The following is a 16,312-nucleotide window of genomic DNA, read 5'->3' as shown; positions in this document are numbered from 1 at the left end:
CGGCGGTCTTCCCTGGGAGGCCGCCGCCTTTGTTTCCGGGTCTCGTTCAAAAGGGGCCGTCACGAATTTCGGACCCGTTCATGACCAATACCGCTATGCCCTCGGATACGCTTCGCCAGATTGCCGGACTGGCGCGGATGGGGCGGTTGGATGAGGCCGCGCTTGCCGTGGCGACGGCCATTGCGGCCAATCCCGGCGATCCCGCGCTCGCCGCGCTGGGCGGAGCGGTTGAATTCCATCGCGGGCGTTTCGATCGCGCCGCGACTTATCTGGAGCGCGCCCATTCCCTGCGGCCGCAGGATATGGTGGTGCGTACCAACCTTGCGGAATCGTATTTCCGAACCGGCCGCAATGCGGAGGCATTCGCGCTGTGCGACGAGGCTTCGGTACTGGCCGAGCCCAGCCTTCGGCTGGCGCGGCTGGCCGGGCACCTCGCGCAGGAAGCGGACGATCTGCCATTGGCGATCAGGGTCTACCGCCATGTCCTGGCGAAGCAGCCGGACGACTGGTCGCTGCTCAATAACCTCGGCAACGCCCTTTCCGGGAACGAGGAGAACGCGGAAGCCGTCAAGGTTCTGCAGCGGGCGATGAAGCTGGCGCCCGATTCACCTCCTATCCGCGTAAACTTGGGAACCGCTCTGCTGAGAGCCGGACAGATCGAGGAGGGTGAGCGTGTCCTTCACGATGCGGCGCGCGATTTCCCTGACGACCATGTACCGATGCTGACGCTGGCAACGTTCTATCGCGACACCGGCATGGAGGATCGCCTTTACGAGGCGATTGCTGAGGCGGCGCGGCGCGCGCCCGATAATGCGGGCATACTCTCCGATTACGGCCAGGAAGCTGCGCTTCGCAACGATTTCGGGATTGCCGAAACTCAGTTCGAAGCCGCGCTTGCCATCGATCCGGCGCTTGGTCCGTCGCTGGTCGGGCTTGCCGCCATCTACGAACGCAGCAACCGCGAGGCGGAACTGGATCCGCTGCGCGAGCGCGCGGTCGCCGGCGCGGCCGATGCGCAGACGCTGGCTTTCATCGATGCCCTTCGCTTCAAGCGCGCGGATCAGTTCGATCAGGCTTTCGAGGCGCTGGAGCAGTCCGGCGAGGTGGTCGTGGTCAGTCGCCGCCACCAGTTGCGCGGCATCATGCTGGACCGCATGGAGCGCTACGACGAAGCATTCGCCGCGTTCTCGGCGATGAATGCCAGTCATTTGGATGAGCCGTCGCGCCCGGCCGAACGCGCCGCGCATTTCCGCGCAGGCGTTGCGCGGGACAGGGCGCTGGTGACGCCGCAATGGGCGGCGGGATGGACGAACACGCCGCCGCTCGAACGGCCGTCGCCGGTGATTCTGCTGGGCTTTCCGCGTTCCGGCACGACGCTGCTCGACACCATGCTGATGACTGCGCCGAATACCCTGGTGCTGGAGGAAGAGCCGTTCCTGGCCGAGATCGAGCAGGAACTGGGCGGAGTCAGCGCTTTGCCGGCACTGGACGAGGGCGCGATCATCGCCGCCCGTGCGCGCTATTTCGAACGGGTGGCCGCGCATGGCCCGCTGGGGCCGGAAACGCTGGTGATCGACAAGCATCCCATGCACCTGAACCAAGTGCCGGTGATTCGCCGCCTGTTCCCGGATGCCCGCTACGTATTGGCGCTGCGCCATCCTTGCGACGTGCTGCTCAGCTGCTTCATCACAAATTTCCGCAACAACAACGCCATGAGCAATTTCCTCGATCTGGAAACGGCGGCCGAGTTCTACGACCTGGCCTTTTCCTACTGGCAGCAGGTGCGGGCGGTGTTCGACCTGCCGGTGCAGACGGTCGTCTACGAGCGGTTGGTGGCCGATCAGGCGCGTGAGTTGGAGCCGTTGTTCGACTGGCTGGGCCTGCCTTGGCAGGGCGAATCCTTCGATCACCGCACGGCGGCGCGATCGCGCGGTGTCGTACGAACGGCCAGCTATGCACAAGTGACCGAACCGGTCTACACACGTGCCGCGGGTCGCTGGCGCCGGTACGAGCGCCATCTCGCACCCATTTTCGAAACGCTGAAGCCCTGGGCGGAGGGCTTCGGATATTCGCTCGATGACAATCGGGTGCCATCGTGGCCCGAACCGATCGGTTCGGCCGCCGACAAAGTTTGACCTGACCCGGGGGGGCAATGAATTCAGGCCTATCGCAACTCGCTGAAATTGATCGACTTGTTGCAGCGGGGCAGTTGCCCGATGCTGCAGAAAAACTCGAAACACTGCTGGCCGACGATGCGGGGGCATTCGTTGGCGCGCAGGCCCTTGCCCAATGGCTGAAACTGGCGGCGCTGCGCCGGGCTTTGCGGCAGCCACGCCGCGCGCTGGATGCGGTGCATCGCGCGCTGGCACTCGCTCCGCTGGACTTCATGGCGCTGGTCATGCGGGCAGGCCTGCTCGAGCGCCTTGAGGACGCCGCCGCCGGCGAAGCCTGGGGCGCGGCGATCGCGCAGAAACCCGAAACGCCATTGCCGGCTCCGCTGGCCGCCGCGCTGTCGGCGGGCGAGGCGTTTCACGCGGCCTGGCAGGCGCGGCGGGCGGAGCAACTGGCGCAGGCCGGCAAGGCAGCGCTGGACGCTTCCGGTGAGACGGATGCGGAGCGAGAGGATATGGAATGGCGGCTTGCCCGCTTCCGCGACAACATCCTGCAGAAGACCCGCGTCTACCACTCGACGCCGACGCATTTTCATTACCCCGGCCTTGTCGAGCGTGAGTTCCACCCGCGCCATACCACCCCTTGGCTTGCGGATGTGGAAGCCGGGTTCGAGGCGATCCGCGCGGAAATGCAGGCGCTGATCCAATCCGAGCGGGCCGAGCTGGAACCCTATGTCCAGTACGACCAGCACCAGCCGCTCGACCAGTGGCAGCCGCTCAACCACAGCCCGGATTGGAGCGCGATCCACCTGCTGCGCCACGGGCGCGTGGTGGAGGGCAATGCCGCGCAGGCACCGCGCACGATGGAGATCCTGTCGCGCCTGCCGCAGCCGCAGGTTCCCGGCGCCTCGCCCAATGCGATGTTCTCGCTGCTGGCGCCGCATACCGCGATCCCGCCGCACGTCGGTGTCGACAATACCCGGCTGGTCTGCCACCTCCCGCTGGTGGTGCCGTCGGGCTGCTGGTTCCGGGTGGGTGCCGAAACGCGCGAATGGCGCGAAGGAGAGGCTTTTGCCTTCGACGATACGATCGAGCATGAGGCGTTGAACCCCAGCGACCTGCTGCGCGTGGTGCTGATCTTCGACGTGTGGCACCCGGGCCTTTCCGCGCCGGAGCGGCAGGCCGTGGCGGCAACCGTAGCATCGCAAGGCGCTCGCGACCGATGATGAAAACGAACGCTTCCTTGCGCGACGATCCGGAGAGCTTGGCCGAATTGGCGGGCCAGGCGCTGGCGAACGGAACCGAGGAAGCGGCAGAGGCGCGCCTGTCCGGCTATCTGCGCGGCCATTCGCCCGAACCCTCGCTACTGCATTGGGCGGCGATGCTTCGCCGCGCGCTTGACCGGCGCGCGGACGCGATTGCGGCGTTGGAGCAGGGCCTTCGCCTTGCGCCGGGCAATGCCGGAATGATGCACGCGCTGGCGCATGTGCGGCTGGAAGCGGGCCTGCCCGCCTCAAGGCAGTTCGAAGAGGCGATCCGATTGGCCCCGACCAAGGGCGAGATCCGTTTCGGCCTCGCCTCCGCCCGCCATGCCGAGGGGGAGGGCGCGCGCGGACTGGCCGAACTGGAAGCGATGCTGGCGGCCAATCCCGGCTGGATGGAAGGGCATCGTCAGTTTGCGCAGCTTGCCACGCTTGTCGGGCAGGGCGGCCGCAGCTTGGCGACCATCGAAGCGGCGCTTTCGCGGTTTCCACAAAGCGATGCCTTGCGGAGCTTGGCGATCGATCTCCTGCTGGCGGGGGAGAAGTTCGGCCCGGCGCTTGCCGTGGCGGAGCGCGCGCTTGCCGTGCATGGCGCCGCGCCCGGCTTCCAGCTTTCCCGTGCGGCGGCGCTGGACGAACTGGGGCGCAGCGACGAGGCGGCGGCGCAGTTCGCGGCGCTAGGTGTGCCGGTCGATCATGGGCACGCGGTCTGGCTGGTGCGACATCTGCTGCGCACCGGGCGTGTGGCTGAGGCTTGCGAAACCATCGAGCCCTGGCTGGCAGCGACCGGGGCGGAAGGCATGTGGCCCTATGCGGCGCTGGCCTGGCGGCTGACCGGTGACGCCCGGTCCGAATGGCTGGACGGGCAGGAGGGCCTGTGCCGCGTGGTCGATCTGGATCCGGAAGCGATCGGCTTGGCCGACCTGCGCTTGCTGCTGGGCCGACTTCACGGCGGCGCCGGACGCTTCCTCGACCAGTCGGTGCGCGGTGGTACGCAGACCGATGGCGCGCTGCTTTCGCGGATCGAGCCTGAAATCGTCCGCCTGCGCGAAGTGCTGCGGCGCGAGGTTTCGCACTATCTTGCCGCCTTACCCGCCCCCGATCCGCGCCATCCCACGCTTTCGCATCCGCGCGCGGGGCGGCCGCGTTTCGCCGGAAGCTGGTCGGTCCGGCTGGGGCAGGCGGGGTTCCATGCCGCGCACCATCATCCGCAAGGCTGGATCAGTTCCGCGCTCTATATCGCGGTTCCACAAGGGCTTGAGGGGGAGGAGGGCCATCTCGACCTGGGCGGTGCGCCGTCCTCGCTGGGGATCGAACTGGCGCCGCGTCTCACCGTGCGGCCGCAACCGGCGCGGCTGGTGCTGTTTCCGTCGTGGATGTGGCACGGCACCCGGCCGTTCCCTTCGGGCGAGCGCATGTCGGTGGCATTCGATGTGGCCTTTCCGCTGCGCTCTTGAACGACTGCCCAACGCGGCATAGTTTCGTTTCATGAGAAAACGGCACGACGCCTGCGGGGCGCGTGCTTGGGAGAATACCATGTTCAAGCGTACCCCAGTTTTGATTGCTGCGATTTTGATGACTGCCGCCCCTGCTTTCGCTGCCGCTCAGGCTGCGCCTGCACCTGCCGCCGCTCCGGCCTCTGCCGCCGAGGGCGTGGCCAATACGGCCCCCGCCGCCGCACCGGCTGCGCAACCGGCGGCACAAGTGAGCGCGATCGACAAGAAGGATCCCGTGATCTGCCAGCGCCAGCAGGAAATCGGCTCTCTGCTGCATGCCAAGAAAGTCTGCATGACCAAGAGCCAGTGGGAGGCCCAGCGCCAGGCCGATCGCTCCAACATCGAACGTTCGCAGATCCAGCGCGGGATGGACCCCGTGCAGTGACCGTTTCGCGTGCTCCTTTCGGCATGACGATGTGTCGGACGGAGCACGCGCTGCGACGTGTTCTACGTCGCGCTTTACGTCGCCGGGGCGGGTTTTCGCGCTCGGTGATTGACCTGTCCACGAAGGCCGCTTAACCGGCCGATTAAATGTCGTGCGTGTCTTCCGGACGAACGGAGGGTCGTGGGGCTTCGTGGAACGGGAGAATGCGATGATTCTGGACAGCAGCACGGCCGCCGTCGTTACCGGTGCGGCCTCTGGCCTTGGCGCGGCAACCGCGCGCGCGCTTGCGGCCAAGGGCGTGAAAGTGGCGATCTTCGATCTGAACGAGGAAGTCGGCGAAGCCATCGCGGCAGAGATCGGCGGCGTGTTCTGCAAGGTGGACGTCACCAACGACGCCAGCGTCGATGCAGGCTTCGCCAAGGCCCGCGCCGCCCATGGCCAGGAACGCGTGCTGGTGAACTGCGCCGGCATCGCGCCTGCCGCCAAGACCGTGGGCAAGAACCGCGAAACCGGCGAACCGCGCGCGCATGACATGGCCGTGTTCGAGAAGGTGATCGCGATCAACCTGGTCGGCACCTTCCGCTGCATCAGCAAGTCTGCGGCAGGCATGGTCACGCTCGATCCGGTGGACGAATTCGGTTCGCGCGGCGCGATCGTGAACACTGCCTCGGTCGCGGCGCAGGACGGGCAGATCGGCCAGGCCGCCTATGGCGCGTCCAAGGGCGGCGTGCTGGCGATGACCCTGCCGGTCGCGCGCGATCTGATGAGCGAGGGCATCCGCGTCAACACCATCCTGCCCGGCATTTTCGAAACGCCGATGATGACGGCGATGCCGCAGCAGGTGCAGGATGCGCTGGCGGCGATGGTGCCGTTCCCCAAGCGTCTGGGCAAGGCAGAGGAATACGCCAAGCTGGCGGTGTTCATGGTGGAGCATGACTACCTCAACGGCGAAAGCGTCCGTCTGGACGGCGCGATCCGCATGGGGCCGAAGTAACGGACAGGCAGGCGATGGCCCCGATCGGCACCAGCAGCACCGAAGACGCCGCGCCCCCCGGGGCGCGGGCGCACCTGCTCGACACGGCCAGCGCGATCATGCGCGAAGGCGATGTGATCGACATCTCCCTGTCCGAACTGTCCCTGCGTTCCGGTCTCAATTCGGCGCTGGTGAAGTACTACTTCGGCAACAAGGCGGGGCTGCTGAAGGCGCTGCTCGATCGCGACTGGCAGGCCATCGTCACCAGCGTGGACGCGCTGCTGGCGAAGGACGGCTGGTCGCCCGAGGCCAAGCTGCGCCGCCATCTCTGGAAGGTGGTCGATACCTTCTACGAGGTGCCTTACCTCAACCGCCTGACCATGCGCATGGTGCGCGAAAGCGACGATGCAGAGGCGCGGCGCATTGCCGACAGCTACCTCTCGCCGATCTACCGCGCTTATGAGGAACTGATTGGCACCGGCGTGGACGCCGGTGTCTTCCGCGAGATCGACCCGCAGCTGTTCTACTTCACGGTGACGGGGGCGGTGGACCGGTTCTTTTCGGCCCGCCTCGTCCTCAAGCATTGTTTCGGTCAGGATACGTTGACCGAAGAGCTGCGCGACCGCTATCGCGAGCATACCATAGACATCATCATGGCAGGTATTCTTGCGCGCTGAAAAAGGCAGCTTCTGGCACATCGGAGTGATCGGCGGATCGGGACTGACCGCCGGGATCGAATTGGAAGAGGCACAGGAGATTTCGGTCTCCAGCCCGTTCGGCGAAGCTTCGGGGCCGGTCACGACCGGGCGGATCGAGGGGGTGCGCTTCACCTTCATCGCCCGCCACGGGGCCGGGCATGCGATTCCGCCCTCGGCCGTGAACTATCGCGCCAATATCGACGTGCTGGCGCGCTGTGGCGTGACCGATGTGCTGGCGCTTTCCGCCATCGGTTCGCTTCGTGAGGAGATGGCGCCGGGCCACATGGTGATGGTGGACCAGTTCATCGATCGCACCCAAGGCCGCAACGGCAGCTTCTTCGGCACGGGCATGGTCGCGCACGTCTCGCTGGCCGATCCCGCTTGCCCGCGGCTTTCGGCGCTGGCCGGGGAAGCGGCGCGGCTGGCGGGGGCGACCGTGCATCCGGCAGGGTGTTACCTCGCCATGGAAGGGCCGCAGTTCTCCACCCGCGCCGAAAGCCGCATGTATCGTGCCTGGGGCGCCGATGTGATCGGCATGACCGGCATGCCCGAAGCGCGCCTCGCCCGCGAGGCGGAGCTGCCTTACGCAATGCTGGGCATGGTCACCGACTATGACTCATGGCGTGAGGAAGAGGCGGGCGTGGAAGTCAGCCACGTGCTGGAAGTGATGCACGCCAATGCGCGCGTGGCCCGCCAGACCTTGCGCCTGCTGGCGGCGACGCTGCCTGCGGAGCGGCCGCACAGCCCGATCGACCATGCGCTTGACCATGCCTTGATCACCGCGCCCGAGGCGCGCGATGGCGCGCTGCTGGCGCGGCTGGATGCGGTGGCGGGCAGGGTGCTCGACCCTCAGGGCTGAGCGGCAAGCGATTCCACCATGGCAAAGCGGAAGAAGCGCTATCTCACGGCAACGATGCCCGATGGTTACGTAAAGACCATCGGGCCGACCGCCGATCCCTTCACCCATTACTGGCGCATCGTGGCGGAGCTGGAAAACGGCAAGACCGAGGTGTTCTGGGGGCACGAACGCTCGCTGGCCGAAGCCAAGCGCAAGCGCGCCGCGAGCGAGGACGCCAAGCGCATGCGCGGCTGGAAAAGCTACGTATTCGAGATCGTGGAACTGGTTGAAGTTCCGGTCTGAAACATCTGATTTTTTTGGGAAAATCCGCAAGAGCGGAAAGGAAATGGTGGAGCCTAGCGGGATCGAACCGCTGACCTCCTGCATGCCATGCAGGCGCTCTCCCAGCTGAGCTAAGGCCCCAATCATTTCATCGGATCGATCCCTGGGAGGTTCGATCCAGCCCCTGCTTGCGCCGGGGAGGAGCGCCCTTTGGCGTGCCTTTGCCGGTCTGGCAAGACAAAAATTGAGTTATCGACAGGCTGTTTGTGGAAAGGCGCGAGGATGCGTCATTCGGAGCCATGCGAATTGGCGGCCTATGCGGGCATCGGGGCAGGGAAATCGTCCGAGCCGGTCGGCATTGCACCTGAAGATTGGCACCTTGGCGGCTTTTCGTGATTTGAATTCAGAGCTTAGCCATCTGCCGCAGTCGAGATTCGTTGTAGATACCTGCATTGCAGACAGGGGGCGGCCGGTTTGCCGGCGCCGTGCTTCAGGAGGACCCCGCTCATGGACTGGAACCCGATTGTCCAATTACTGGATGAACTGAGGGATGGGGAGCGCTCCCTGCTCGATATGATTAGCGCGACCTCGCGTTACGATCGCGCTTCGTTGGCCGAGAGTCTGCTGTACCTTGCGGATCGGGAACTGGTCGGACTGGCTGCGGGTGAATATCCCTTCGAGCCGATTCCCCGAACGGAATGGTCGCGCCGGCTGCGCGACGCGTTCGCAAGCGACGGTTCCGATCCCGTGGGATTGGCCGGCATATCGGTCGGCCTGACCGAACGGGGCGAGAAAGTCCTCGAACTCTTCGGCATCGGATATCCGTAGGGCGTCGGGCCTCGCGGCAGGGGATCAGCAAGGGGGTGGCAAGCGGGCCGCGCGGCTGTAGAAGCGGCGCATGACCAGTCTTTCCCTGCTTCTCGCCTTTCTTGTTGCAGCCACGATCCTGACTATCACGCCGGGTGTCGATACGGCCATGGTGCTGCGTTCGGCCACTGTGGAGGGCCGCCGGCCGGCGATCTTCGCGGCGCTGGGCATTCTCATTGGCTGTCTGATCTGGGGCGCGGCGGTCGCACTGGGGCTGGGCGCCCTGCTGCGCGCGTCGGAACTGGCCTATACGATCGTCAAGTTCCTGGGCGCCGGATACCTGCTCTGGCTGGGCGCGAAGCTGGTGCTTCGCCCGCGCGAAGGTCTGGATGTGGCGCAGGGTTCATCGGGCAGGCGGGGCGGCGGAGCCTTTCTGCAAGGGTTCCTGACGAACATGCTCAACCCCAAGATCGGGGTGTTCTACGTCACCTTCCTGCCACAGTTCGTACCGCACACCGTATCGGGCAGCACGGGCGTTGCCGGGTATACTTTCCTCCTGGCCTGCCTTCACGTGCTGCTGACCGTCGTATGGTTCGCCGCATTGATCGGCGCGGCGGCGCCCCTTGGCCGCTTCCTGCGCCGGCCCGGGGCGGTCAAGACGATGGACCGGCTGACCGGCGGCGTTTTCATGGCGTTCGGCCTGAGGCTGGCGGCGTCCTCCACGCGTTGAATTGCCTCGGGTGAGGTAGTGCGCCCAAACGAAAACCCCCTTCGCGGCCTATGCCGGGAAGGGGGCTCGGTTCCGAAAACGGTTTGTCTTACTTCGGCGGGTGCGGATCGCCGCCCGAGAAGGCGTCGGCGATCGAACAGGCCGCCGGGCCGAGAATGACGACGAACAGCGTCGGCAGGATGAACAGGATCAGCGGCACGGTCATGATCGCCGGCAGGCGCGCGGCCTTTTCCTCGGCACGCATCATGCGCTCGTTACGGAATTCGGCCGAAAGCACGCGCAGGGCGGAGGCGAGCGGCGTGCCGTAGCGTTCGGTCTGGATCATCGTCGTCACCACGCCCTTCATCGAGTCCAGGTTGACGCGATAGGCCAGGTTTTCGAAGGCCTGGCGGCGCTCGGTCAGGAACGAAAGCTCGATCGAGGTGAGCGAGAATTCCTCGCCCAGTTCGGGATAGGCGCGGCCCAGTTCGCGGGCGACGCGATCGAACGCGGCATCGACGGTAAGGCCGGCCTCGGCGCAGATCACCAGCAGGTCCAGCGCGTCCGGCAGGCCCTTGCGGATCAGGTCGGTGCGCTTGGAGATCAGGTTCTGCAGGAAGATGTCGGGGCCCTTGTAGCCCAGCAGCAGCATCGCGGCGAAGCCCATGAAGCGCTTGAATGCGCCCCATTCGGGGAAGTAGTTGATGCCGTAGATCATGAGCGCGGCGATGCCGCCCAGCACGATCGGCGCGACCATGCGGGCGAAGACGACCGCCACGGCCCATTCCTTGTTGCGGATACCGCCCTGCGCCAGCTTCTGCTGGATGACCTTCAACTGGCTGTCCTGCAGCACGCTCAGCGCGCCCAGGAAGCTGCCGATCTTGTCGGTGGTCTCGTTGCGGCGAACGACGGACGTGCGCTTCTTGGCCGTAGTGACGATCCCGGCCTTCAGCGCCTCGCGCCGCTGGTTCAGCGCCTTGACGCGCTTGGCCATTGGATCGCGCACGGTGATCGCGGCATAGATCGCCAGGAGCGCCGAGATGGCGGCCACGGCGGACAGCAAGGTGCCGACGAGATAGACGTCGAAACCGAGAATCGTGGGACCGGCGGGTTGATTGAGCATTGTGGCTGGTTCTTTCCGCTCAGATCTCGAAGCTGACCATCTTGGCCATGATGAAGGCGCCGATGCCCATCCAGATGGCGCCGCCGATGCCGGCGACCATCAGGCGTTCGTCGATGAAGAACTTTCCGCCGTAGCTCGGGTTGATCCAGAAGATCATGCCGAAGACGATGAAGGGCAGCGAGCCGACGATGTAGGCGGACGCCTTCGATTCCGAACTCATCGCGCGGATCTTCAGCTTCATCTGCGATCGCTTGCGCAGCACGTCGCCCAGGTTCGCCAGCGTTTCGGCCAGGTTGCCGCCGGTTTCGCGCTGGATCGCCAAGGTGATGCAGAAGAAGTTGAATTCGGCGATGTTGAGGCGGTCGGCTGTTTCCTGGAGGGCGTCCTCCATGGTCTTGCCGATTTTCATGCGTTCGGTGACGAGCTTGAATTCCTCACCCACCGGGCCGGGCACTTCCTGGGCGACGATGCCCAGCGTTTCGGTCACCGGCAGGCCCGAACGCAGGCCGCGCACCAGCAGGTCGATGGCGTCGGCGAACTTCACGTTGAAGGCATTGGTGCGCCGCGCGACCATCTTGCCCAGCACGAAGTGCGGCACCCATGCCCCGATGAAACCGCCGAACGCCAGCGCGAACGGCAGCACGCCGGACTTGAGGAAGACCAACACCGTCACCGCGACGCCAAGGCCGACCGAGCCATAGATGTACTGCGTTACCGTCCAGGTCCGTCCGGAACGATGCAGGCGCAGGGCCAGTGCATCGATCATCGATCCCGATCCGGCAACCTTGTGGACGCGCGGCTTGCGGGCCGCCACGGCGCGGCGCATCTGCGCCTCCAGCCGGTCGTCCTGGTTCTGCGAGTGGCGGAACCGCACACTCTTCAGGCGGCGGGTCGATTCCTTGTCGGGAGAGGGGCCGGAGAATGCGGCCAGGACGAGCCCGATCACCGCCAGCAGGCCGACCATCACCAGACCGAGTTGCATCAGATTCATCGCCGTCGTCCACTTGTCGCTGCGCCATCAGGGCTGCGTGGCGGCCGGGCCGCCACGCGCCACGGTCAGGCCGCCGCTTCCTTCTTGGTGGTCTTGCCCATGATCGACTTGAGGTCGAACTTGCCCAGCAGCGAAGGCTTGGCGCCGCCCTTTTCGGGGCCGTCGCCGGCGTCATCGAGAATAAGGCGCGACAGTTCGCGAATTGCGCCGCCCGCCCGGGTGGAGCGGTTGGCGTCGGCAAAAGTCTGGCCCAGCTTCGCCGCCGTCGATGCGGCCTTGAGGTCATAGGGGATCGAAAGCTGGACGCGCGTCTCGATCGAGGCCTCGAAATCCGCCTTACTGATCTCGGCTAGGCCCGACTGCACCTTGTTGGCGACCACGATCACCCGCGCGTGCGGGGCATTGACCCTGAGCCACGAGAGCATGCGGATCGTGTCGCGGGCGGAGGCCAGCGTGAATTCGGTGGCAAGCACCACCACGTTCACGTCCGCCACCAGTTGCGGGAAGTTGATCAGCATGTTGCGCGGCAGGTCGATCACGGTCATCTCGAAGGCCTGCCGGAACTCTTCCTCCAGCTGGAGGAAGGCGGAACCGTCGGTCATCAGCGGGGTGCTGATGGGCGCTTCGGCCGAGAGGATCGCAAGATTGTCGTTGGCGCGGATCATCGCGCGTTCGATGAACAGGCCGTCGATGCGGCTGGGGTTCTCGATCGCGTCGGTCAGGCCGCGGCCCGGCTCCAGATCCAGCACCAGCGCGCCGGTGCCGAAGTGGATGTCGAGATCCAGCAGCGCGGTCGGCAGCTTGTTGTCGGCGCTGAACAGCCAGGCGAGCGAGGTCGCCAGCGTGGAGGCGCCGACGCCGCCGCGCGTGCCGATCACCGCGGTGGCGACGTGCGCCTTGGCGGCCCCGCCGTCATGCGAACGGGGGGCGGAGATTACGGCCTGCGCCTGCGTCAGCGAATCGCGCACTTGCGCGGGCGACAGCGGCTTCAGCAGGTAATCGTGGATGCCGCTGGCGATCAGGTCGCGGTAGAGGCGGACGTCGTTGACCTGCCCGACCGCGATGACCATCGTGCCCGGCTCGCAGACTTCCGCCAGGGCATTGATGTCGTTCAGCGGGTCACCGCTTTCCGACAGGTCGACCAGCAGGATATTGGGCGAGGCGGTGATCGCCAGCGATTGCACGGCATTGCGCAGGCCGCCCTTGTTGCACTTCTCCGGCTGCCAGCCCATTTCAACGGCGAGCGGACGCAGCACGTCGAGCGAGGCTTCGTCGCAGAGATAGGCGGCGAACTGGTCGCGGCCGCCGGGGCCGCCGGATTTCCAGGGTGCGTTCATGGGATTATTCTCCCTTACTCGAAGTAGCGGGAAGCTGGGTGCCGCCCTTGCCGGACGGATCGGCAGCGCGGTAGGCTTCGATCGCCTTGGTGCTGCGGACGCTGACCGTGGTGTCGCCGGTCGCGCCGTGGACCAGGTCTTCCGGATTGGCGACCATCGCGGCAAGGTTGGAATTTGTCGCGCAGCCGTAGTTGCCCGAAAGGCCGTTGCCCGGATTGAAATCGCTGTTGGTCGACCAGTCGGGGCAGCCGGGTACAAAGGCCTTGGAGCGGACCAGCACCACGCGGGCACGGCCCTTGTCGAGATAGCCTTCGGTGGCCGGCGTGCCTTCGCTGAGCGACAGGCCGAAGCGGGCGGCCACTGCCTCTACCGCGCTGCGGGTGCCGGGGTTGGAGCCAGCATCCTCCACATAGATGCGATCGCCGTAGCGCGCGCCCATGGCGGAAAACCAGTCGGCCAGACGCGCCTGTTCGCCATAGGCGAGGCCGTCTCCGCCGGTGCCCACATCGAGGGCGTAGTTGACCTTCTCGACGATCGGCTGATGCACCGAATTCATCGAGCGGTTGGTGGGTACGCCGCCACATCCGGCAAGCGCCAGGCCAAGCGACGTGGCGAGTGCAATGCCGGCTGTGCGGCTGGAAAAGGCGAAACGGGACTTGGTCATCGGAATCACCTTCCTCAATTCATGCTGAAGCCAGGCTTCGCGCCGGCCGACGCAGAGGCGCCCTTGGTCTTGTTGTCGCTGGCGCGGGCCTCTCCGCTCACTGCGCCACCCACTGCAGGCGCAGCGGGGGCCGGAGTGCCGGACGGCGGGGTGCTCTTGCCACTGCTGACGCCGTCCGCGTTCATGTTGCCGAGGACGCGTTGCAGATCGTTGGGGGCATTGAACCCGTCGGTCGGCAGCTTGATCTCAGAGTTGTCGACGGGATTGACGAGGTAGGGGGTGACGACGATCACCAGTTCGGTTTCACCACGCTTGTAGCTGGTGGACCGGAACAGAGAGCCCAGGATCGGTAGATCGCCTGCGCCGGGCAGCTTCTGGATGGAATTCTGCGAATTGTTGCTCAGCAGGCCGGCGATCATAAAGCTTTGGCCGGAGCCCAGTTCCACAGTCGTTTCGGCCCGGCGCACGGTCAGTGCGGGAACCGAATAGCCGTTAAGCGAAACCGCGCCATCGCTCGTCAATTCCGAGACTTCCGGGCGAACGCGCATAGAGATGCGGCCATTGCCGAGCACGGTGGGCGCGTAGCTGAGCGACACACCGTACTTCTTGTATTCGACGGTGATGGTCGTGCTGCTGGTGCCTTGCGCGATCGGGATGGGATATTCGCCGCCCGCCAGGAATTCCGCGCTTTCGCCCGAAAGCGTGGTGAGGTTGGGCTGGGCGAGCGTGGTGGAAAGGCCCACCGTCTCGGCCGCATCAAGCGCGCCGAGGATGTTCACGCCGAACAGCTTCCCGGCGAGGGCGAGCGTGCTGCCCGTCGTCGCGGGGTTGACGCCCGTGGCACCGGTGGGGGCCGTGCCCATGCCCAACGCGCCACCGGGCGTGTACTGGTTGAACCAACCGCTGCGTCCCTGGCCGATGCCGAACTTGAAGCCGCCGGTACTGTCCACCGTCGTCAGGTTCGATTGCAGCGACTTGACGACCGTACGGCTGACTTCGGCGATGCGCACTTGCAGGTTTACCTGCAGCGGCGTGGCCATACGCAGGCGGCTGATGACGTTGGCGTCCTTGCCGACATAGGCCTGGACCAGCCGTTCGGCTTCAGCCGCGTCTTCCGGTGTCTTGACCGTGCCGGTGAGCAGGAAGGTGCCGGATCCCACGGTGGAAACGCCGATCTTGGCTTCCGGCATGGCCAGGCGCAGCATCGAATCGACGCTGTCGATGTTCGAACCCACCCGCACCGTTGCCGACCAGACCACCGCACCGGCCGAGTTGCTGGCGTAGACCGTGGTGGTGCCGCCGGCCTTGCCGAACAGGTAGAACTGGTTGCGCGACTTGACCTGCACATCGGCCACCGCGTCATTGGCGACGAACACGTCGGTCATGGCGCCGGGGACATTGACGAGCTGACCGTTGCCGATCGAAAGCGTGATGTCCTGCACCGGGCGAACCACCGACTGCGCGGCGATCGGGGCGGCGAACGGCATGGCGAGCGGTGAGAGCACGCAGGCGGCACGCAGCAGGGACTTGAGAAGGCGCGTATTCATCGGATGGCCCTTCTTCGGGTGGAAGCGGTTGGTTCGCGGCGCGTGCATCAGTGGCTGCCCACGGGTTCGACGGTGACGTTCTTGCCACGGGTCACGCGGATCACCGGGCCGACGGGGGCGGCCGGAGCGGAAGAGACCGGGCCGGAGGCGACGATCGGACCAGCCGCGACCACCGGTGCAGACGATGCCGAGGTCGACGGGCGGCTGGAGCGCTGGAAGCGCGAGACGTCACCACCGGTCACATACGTCGTGTTGCCCTCGATCGGCTGGTTCATGGCATTGCGCATGAGCTGTTCCTCCTGCGCCTTGCTTGCGCCTTCGGGAACCTTCAGCTGTCCAGCGGCGAGCACGCGTTCGAATTCGCCCTGATTGTCGGAGATCGAGCGCAGCGAGAGGCTGATGGTGCCCAGTTCCTGCGCCACGGCGACCTTTTCGGCGATGCGCGGGGTGACTTCGAGAGTGACGGTGCTGACGGCCTTGACCACGGTCTTTCCGTCCACGATGTCCTGATCTGTGGCCTGGTCGGTCGCCAGAACGCGCAGATTGCGCAGGATGGTTTCGGAGGCGCGCAGGGCTTCGCCGCCGTCGGTGCCGGCGACCTGCTGGGTCAGCACCAGGTCGACGCGGTCACCCGGGAAGACGAAGCCGCCGACGCCGGTCTTGGCGGAGACGGGGATGGTCACGGCGCGCATGCCCGGCCCGAGCGCGGCGGCCAGGAAGCCGCGGTCGCCCGGCGCGACAAGGCCGCCCTGGGTGATCGGCTGACCGGCCGTGATCGGATAGCGGACCACGGTGCCCATCAGCTTCTGCATGTCGGCCTCGCCCTCGATGAAGTAGGCGTCCTTCACCAGTTCCTTGGGCCAGTCCTGGTAGGACACGGAGTCGGCGGTGATGATGGTGCCCACCGGCAGTGCGCGCTGCGCCACCAGGACCTTGGGGCCCGTGGGTACGGCAGCGGCGACGGCGGCACCGGCCTGGGGCGCCGCGGCGCCGCTGAACATCGACCTGGCGGCAAAGGCGGTACCGGCTGCGACGAGCAGCGCGATAACCAGCAGCACCAGCTTCTTCTTATCCATGGCTATGAAGCCC

16 protein-coding genes and 1 tRNA gene are annotated in these 16,312 nt (G+C 65.9%); 10 read left to right on the top strand and 7 right to left on the bottom strand.

What is annotated here, in order from left to right; translation table 11 throughout:
- Positions 1 to 80 precede the first annotated feature (80 nt).
- The 8 genes from WBP07_RS09285 to WBP07_RS09250 all read left to right on the top strand — a co-directional run bounded on the left by WBP07_RS09285 (position 81) and on the right by WBP07_RS09250 (position 8,066).
- A complete protein-coding gene (locus WBP07_RS09285; protein ID WP_395390709.1) occupies positions 81 to 2,135 on the top strand; it encodes a tetratricopeptide repeat-containing sulfotransferase family protein in 2,055 nt (684 codons plus the stop codon).
- Between the two features lie 74 nt (positions 2,136 to 2,209).
- Positions 2,210 to 3,337, top strand: coding sequence for an aspartyl/asparaginyl beta-hydroxylase domain-containing protein (locus tag WBP07_RS09280; RefSeq protein WP_395390708.1), 1,128 nt, complete (start codon positions 2,210 to 2,212; stop codon positions 3,335 to 3,337).
- Positions 3,334 to 4,830 (top strand): 2OG-Fe(II) oxygenase family protein, encoded by a 1,497-nt coding sequence (locus WBP07_RS09275; RefSeq protein ID WP_395390707.1) that lies wholly within the window; start codon positions 3,334 to 3,336, stop codon positions 4,828 to 4,830. Before WBP07_RS09280 ends, WBP07_RS09275 begins: the two co-directional genes overlap by 4 nt.
- 118 nt (positions 4,831 to 4,948) lie before the next feature.
- Positions 4,949 to 5,254: a hypothetical protein gene (locus tag WBP07_RS09270; RefSeq protein WP_395390705.1), complete on the top strand. Its 306-nt coding sequence runs from the start codon at positions 4,949 to 4,951 to the stop codon at positions 5,252 to 5,254.
- 208 nt (positions 5,255 to 5,462) lie between these two features.
- Positions 5,463 to 6,248, top strand: a complete 786-nt coding sequence (locus tag WBP07_RS09265) for an SDR family oxidoreductase (RefSeq protein ID WP_395390704.1) — start codon at positions 5,463 to 5,465, stop codon at positions 6,246 to 6,248.
- 14 nt (positions 6,249 to 6,262) lie between these two features.
- Entirely contained in the window at positions 6,263 to 6,904 is a 642-nt protein-coding gene (locus WBP07_RS09260) for a TetR family transcriptional regulator (protein WP_395390703.1), read from the top strand.
- On the top strand, positions 6,894 to 7,784 hold the full coding sequence (gene mtnP / locus WBP07_RS09255) for an S-methyl-5'-thioadenosine phosphorylase (RefSeq protein ID WP_395390702.1): 891 nt from the start codon (positions 6,894 to 6,896) through the stop codon (positions 7,782 to 7,784). The genes WBP07_RS09260 and mtnP overlap by 11 nt, the downstream gene beginning before the upstream one ends.
- Before the next feature lie 18 nt (positions 7,785 to 7,802).
- Positions 7,803 to 8,066 carry a hypothetical protein gene (locus tag WBP07_RS09250; RefSeq protein WP_395390701.1) on the top strand — a complete coding sequence of 88 codons (264 nt, stop codon included), beginning with the start codon at positions 7,803 to 7,805 and terminating at the stop codon, positions 8,064 to 8,066.
- Between the two features lie 44 nt (positions 8,067 to 8,110).
- On the opposite strand, the gene WBP07_RS09245 is transcribed toward WBP07_RS09250, so the two are convergent.
- Positions 8,111 to 8,186 (bottom strand) — tRNA-Ala (locus WBP07_RS09245).
- A 366-nt stretch (positions 8,187 to 8,552) separates the two neighbouring features.
- On the opposite strand from WBP07_RS09245, the gene WBP07_RS09240 reads away from it, so the two are divergent.
- Positions 8,553 to 8,873 (top strand): hypothetical protein, encoded by a 321-nt coding sequence (locus tag WBP07_RS09240; RefSeq protein ID WP_395390700.1) that lies wholly within the window; start codon positions 8,553 to 8,555, stop codon positions 8,871 to 8,873.
- Between the two features lie 70 nt (positions 8,874 to 8,943).
- Positions 8,944 to 9,582, top strand: coding sequence for a LysE family translocator (locus WBP07_RS09235; protein ID WP_395390699.1), 639 nt, complete (start codon positions 8,944 to 8,946; stop codon positions 9,580 to 9,582).
- 88 nt (positions 9,583 to 9,670) lie between these two features.
- On the opposite strand, the gene WBP07_RS09230 is transcribed toward WBP07_RS09235, so the two are convergent.
- The 6 genes from WBP07_RS09230 to cpaB form a co-directional block, all read right to left on the bottom strand.
- Positions 9,671 to 10,684 carry a type II secretion system F family protein gene (locus WBP07_RS09230; protein WP_395390698.1) on the bottom strand — a complete coding sequence of 338 codons (1,014 nt, stop codon included), beginning with the start codon at positions 10,682 to 10,684 and terminating at the stop codon, positions 9,671 to 9,673.
- A 19-nt stretch (positions 10,685 to 10,703) separates the two neighbouring features.
- A complete protein-coding gene (locus tag WBP07_RS09225) occupies positions 10,704 to 11,675 on the bottom strand; it encodes a type II secretion system F family protein (RefSeq protein WP_395390696.1) in 972 nt (323 codons plus the stop codon).
- A gap of 65 nt (positions 11,676 to 11,740) precedes the next feature.
- The gene (locus WBP07_RS09220; protein ID WP_395390695.1) at positions 11,741 to 13,012 is read right to left on the bottom strand and encodes a CpaE family protein; all 1,272 of its coding nucleotides are present in this window, start codon (positions 13,010 to 13,012) and stop codon (positions 11,741 to 11,743) included.
- Between the two features lie 4 nt (positions 13,013 to 13,016).
- Positions 13,017 to 13,676 (bottom strand): CpaD family pilus assembly protein, encoded by a 660-nt coding sequence (locus WBP07_RS09215; RefSeq protein WP_395390694.1) that lies wholly within the window; start codon positions 13,674 to 13,676, stop codon positions 13,017 to 13,019.
- Positions 13,677 to 13,690: 14 nt separating this feature from the next.
- Entirely contained in the window at positions 13,691 to 15,223 is a 1,533-nt protein-coding gene (locus WBP07_RS09210; protein WP_395390693.1) for a type II and III secretion system protein family protein, read from the bottom strand.
- A 47-nt stretch (positions 15,224 to 15,270) separates the two neighbouring features.
- Complete coding sequence (gene cpaB, locus WBP07_RS09205; protein WP_395390691.1) at positions 15,271 to 16,299, bottom strand: Flp pilus assembly protein CpaB; 1,029 nt, start codon at positions 16,297 to 16,299, stop codon at positions 15,271 to 15,273.
- Positions 16,300 to 16,312: the final 13 nt, after the last annotated feature.

Source organism: Novosphingobium oxfordense (assembly GCF_044029435.1).
Classification (GTDB): Bacteria; Pseudomonadota; Alphaproteobacteria; order Sphingomonadales; family Sphingomonadaceae; genus Novosphingobium.
Note: the sequence above shows the minus strand (reverse complement) of the source record. Positions and strands in the feature narration are given on the sequence as shown.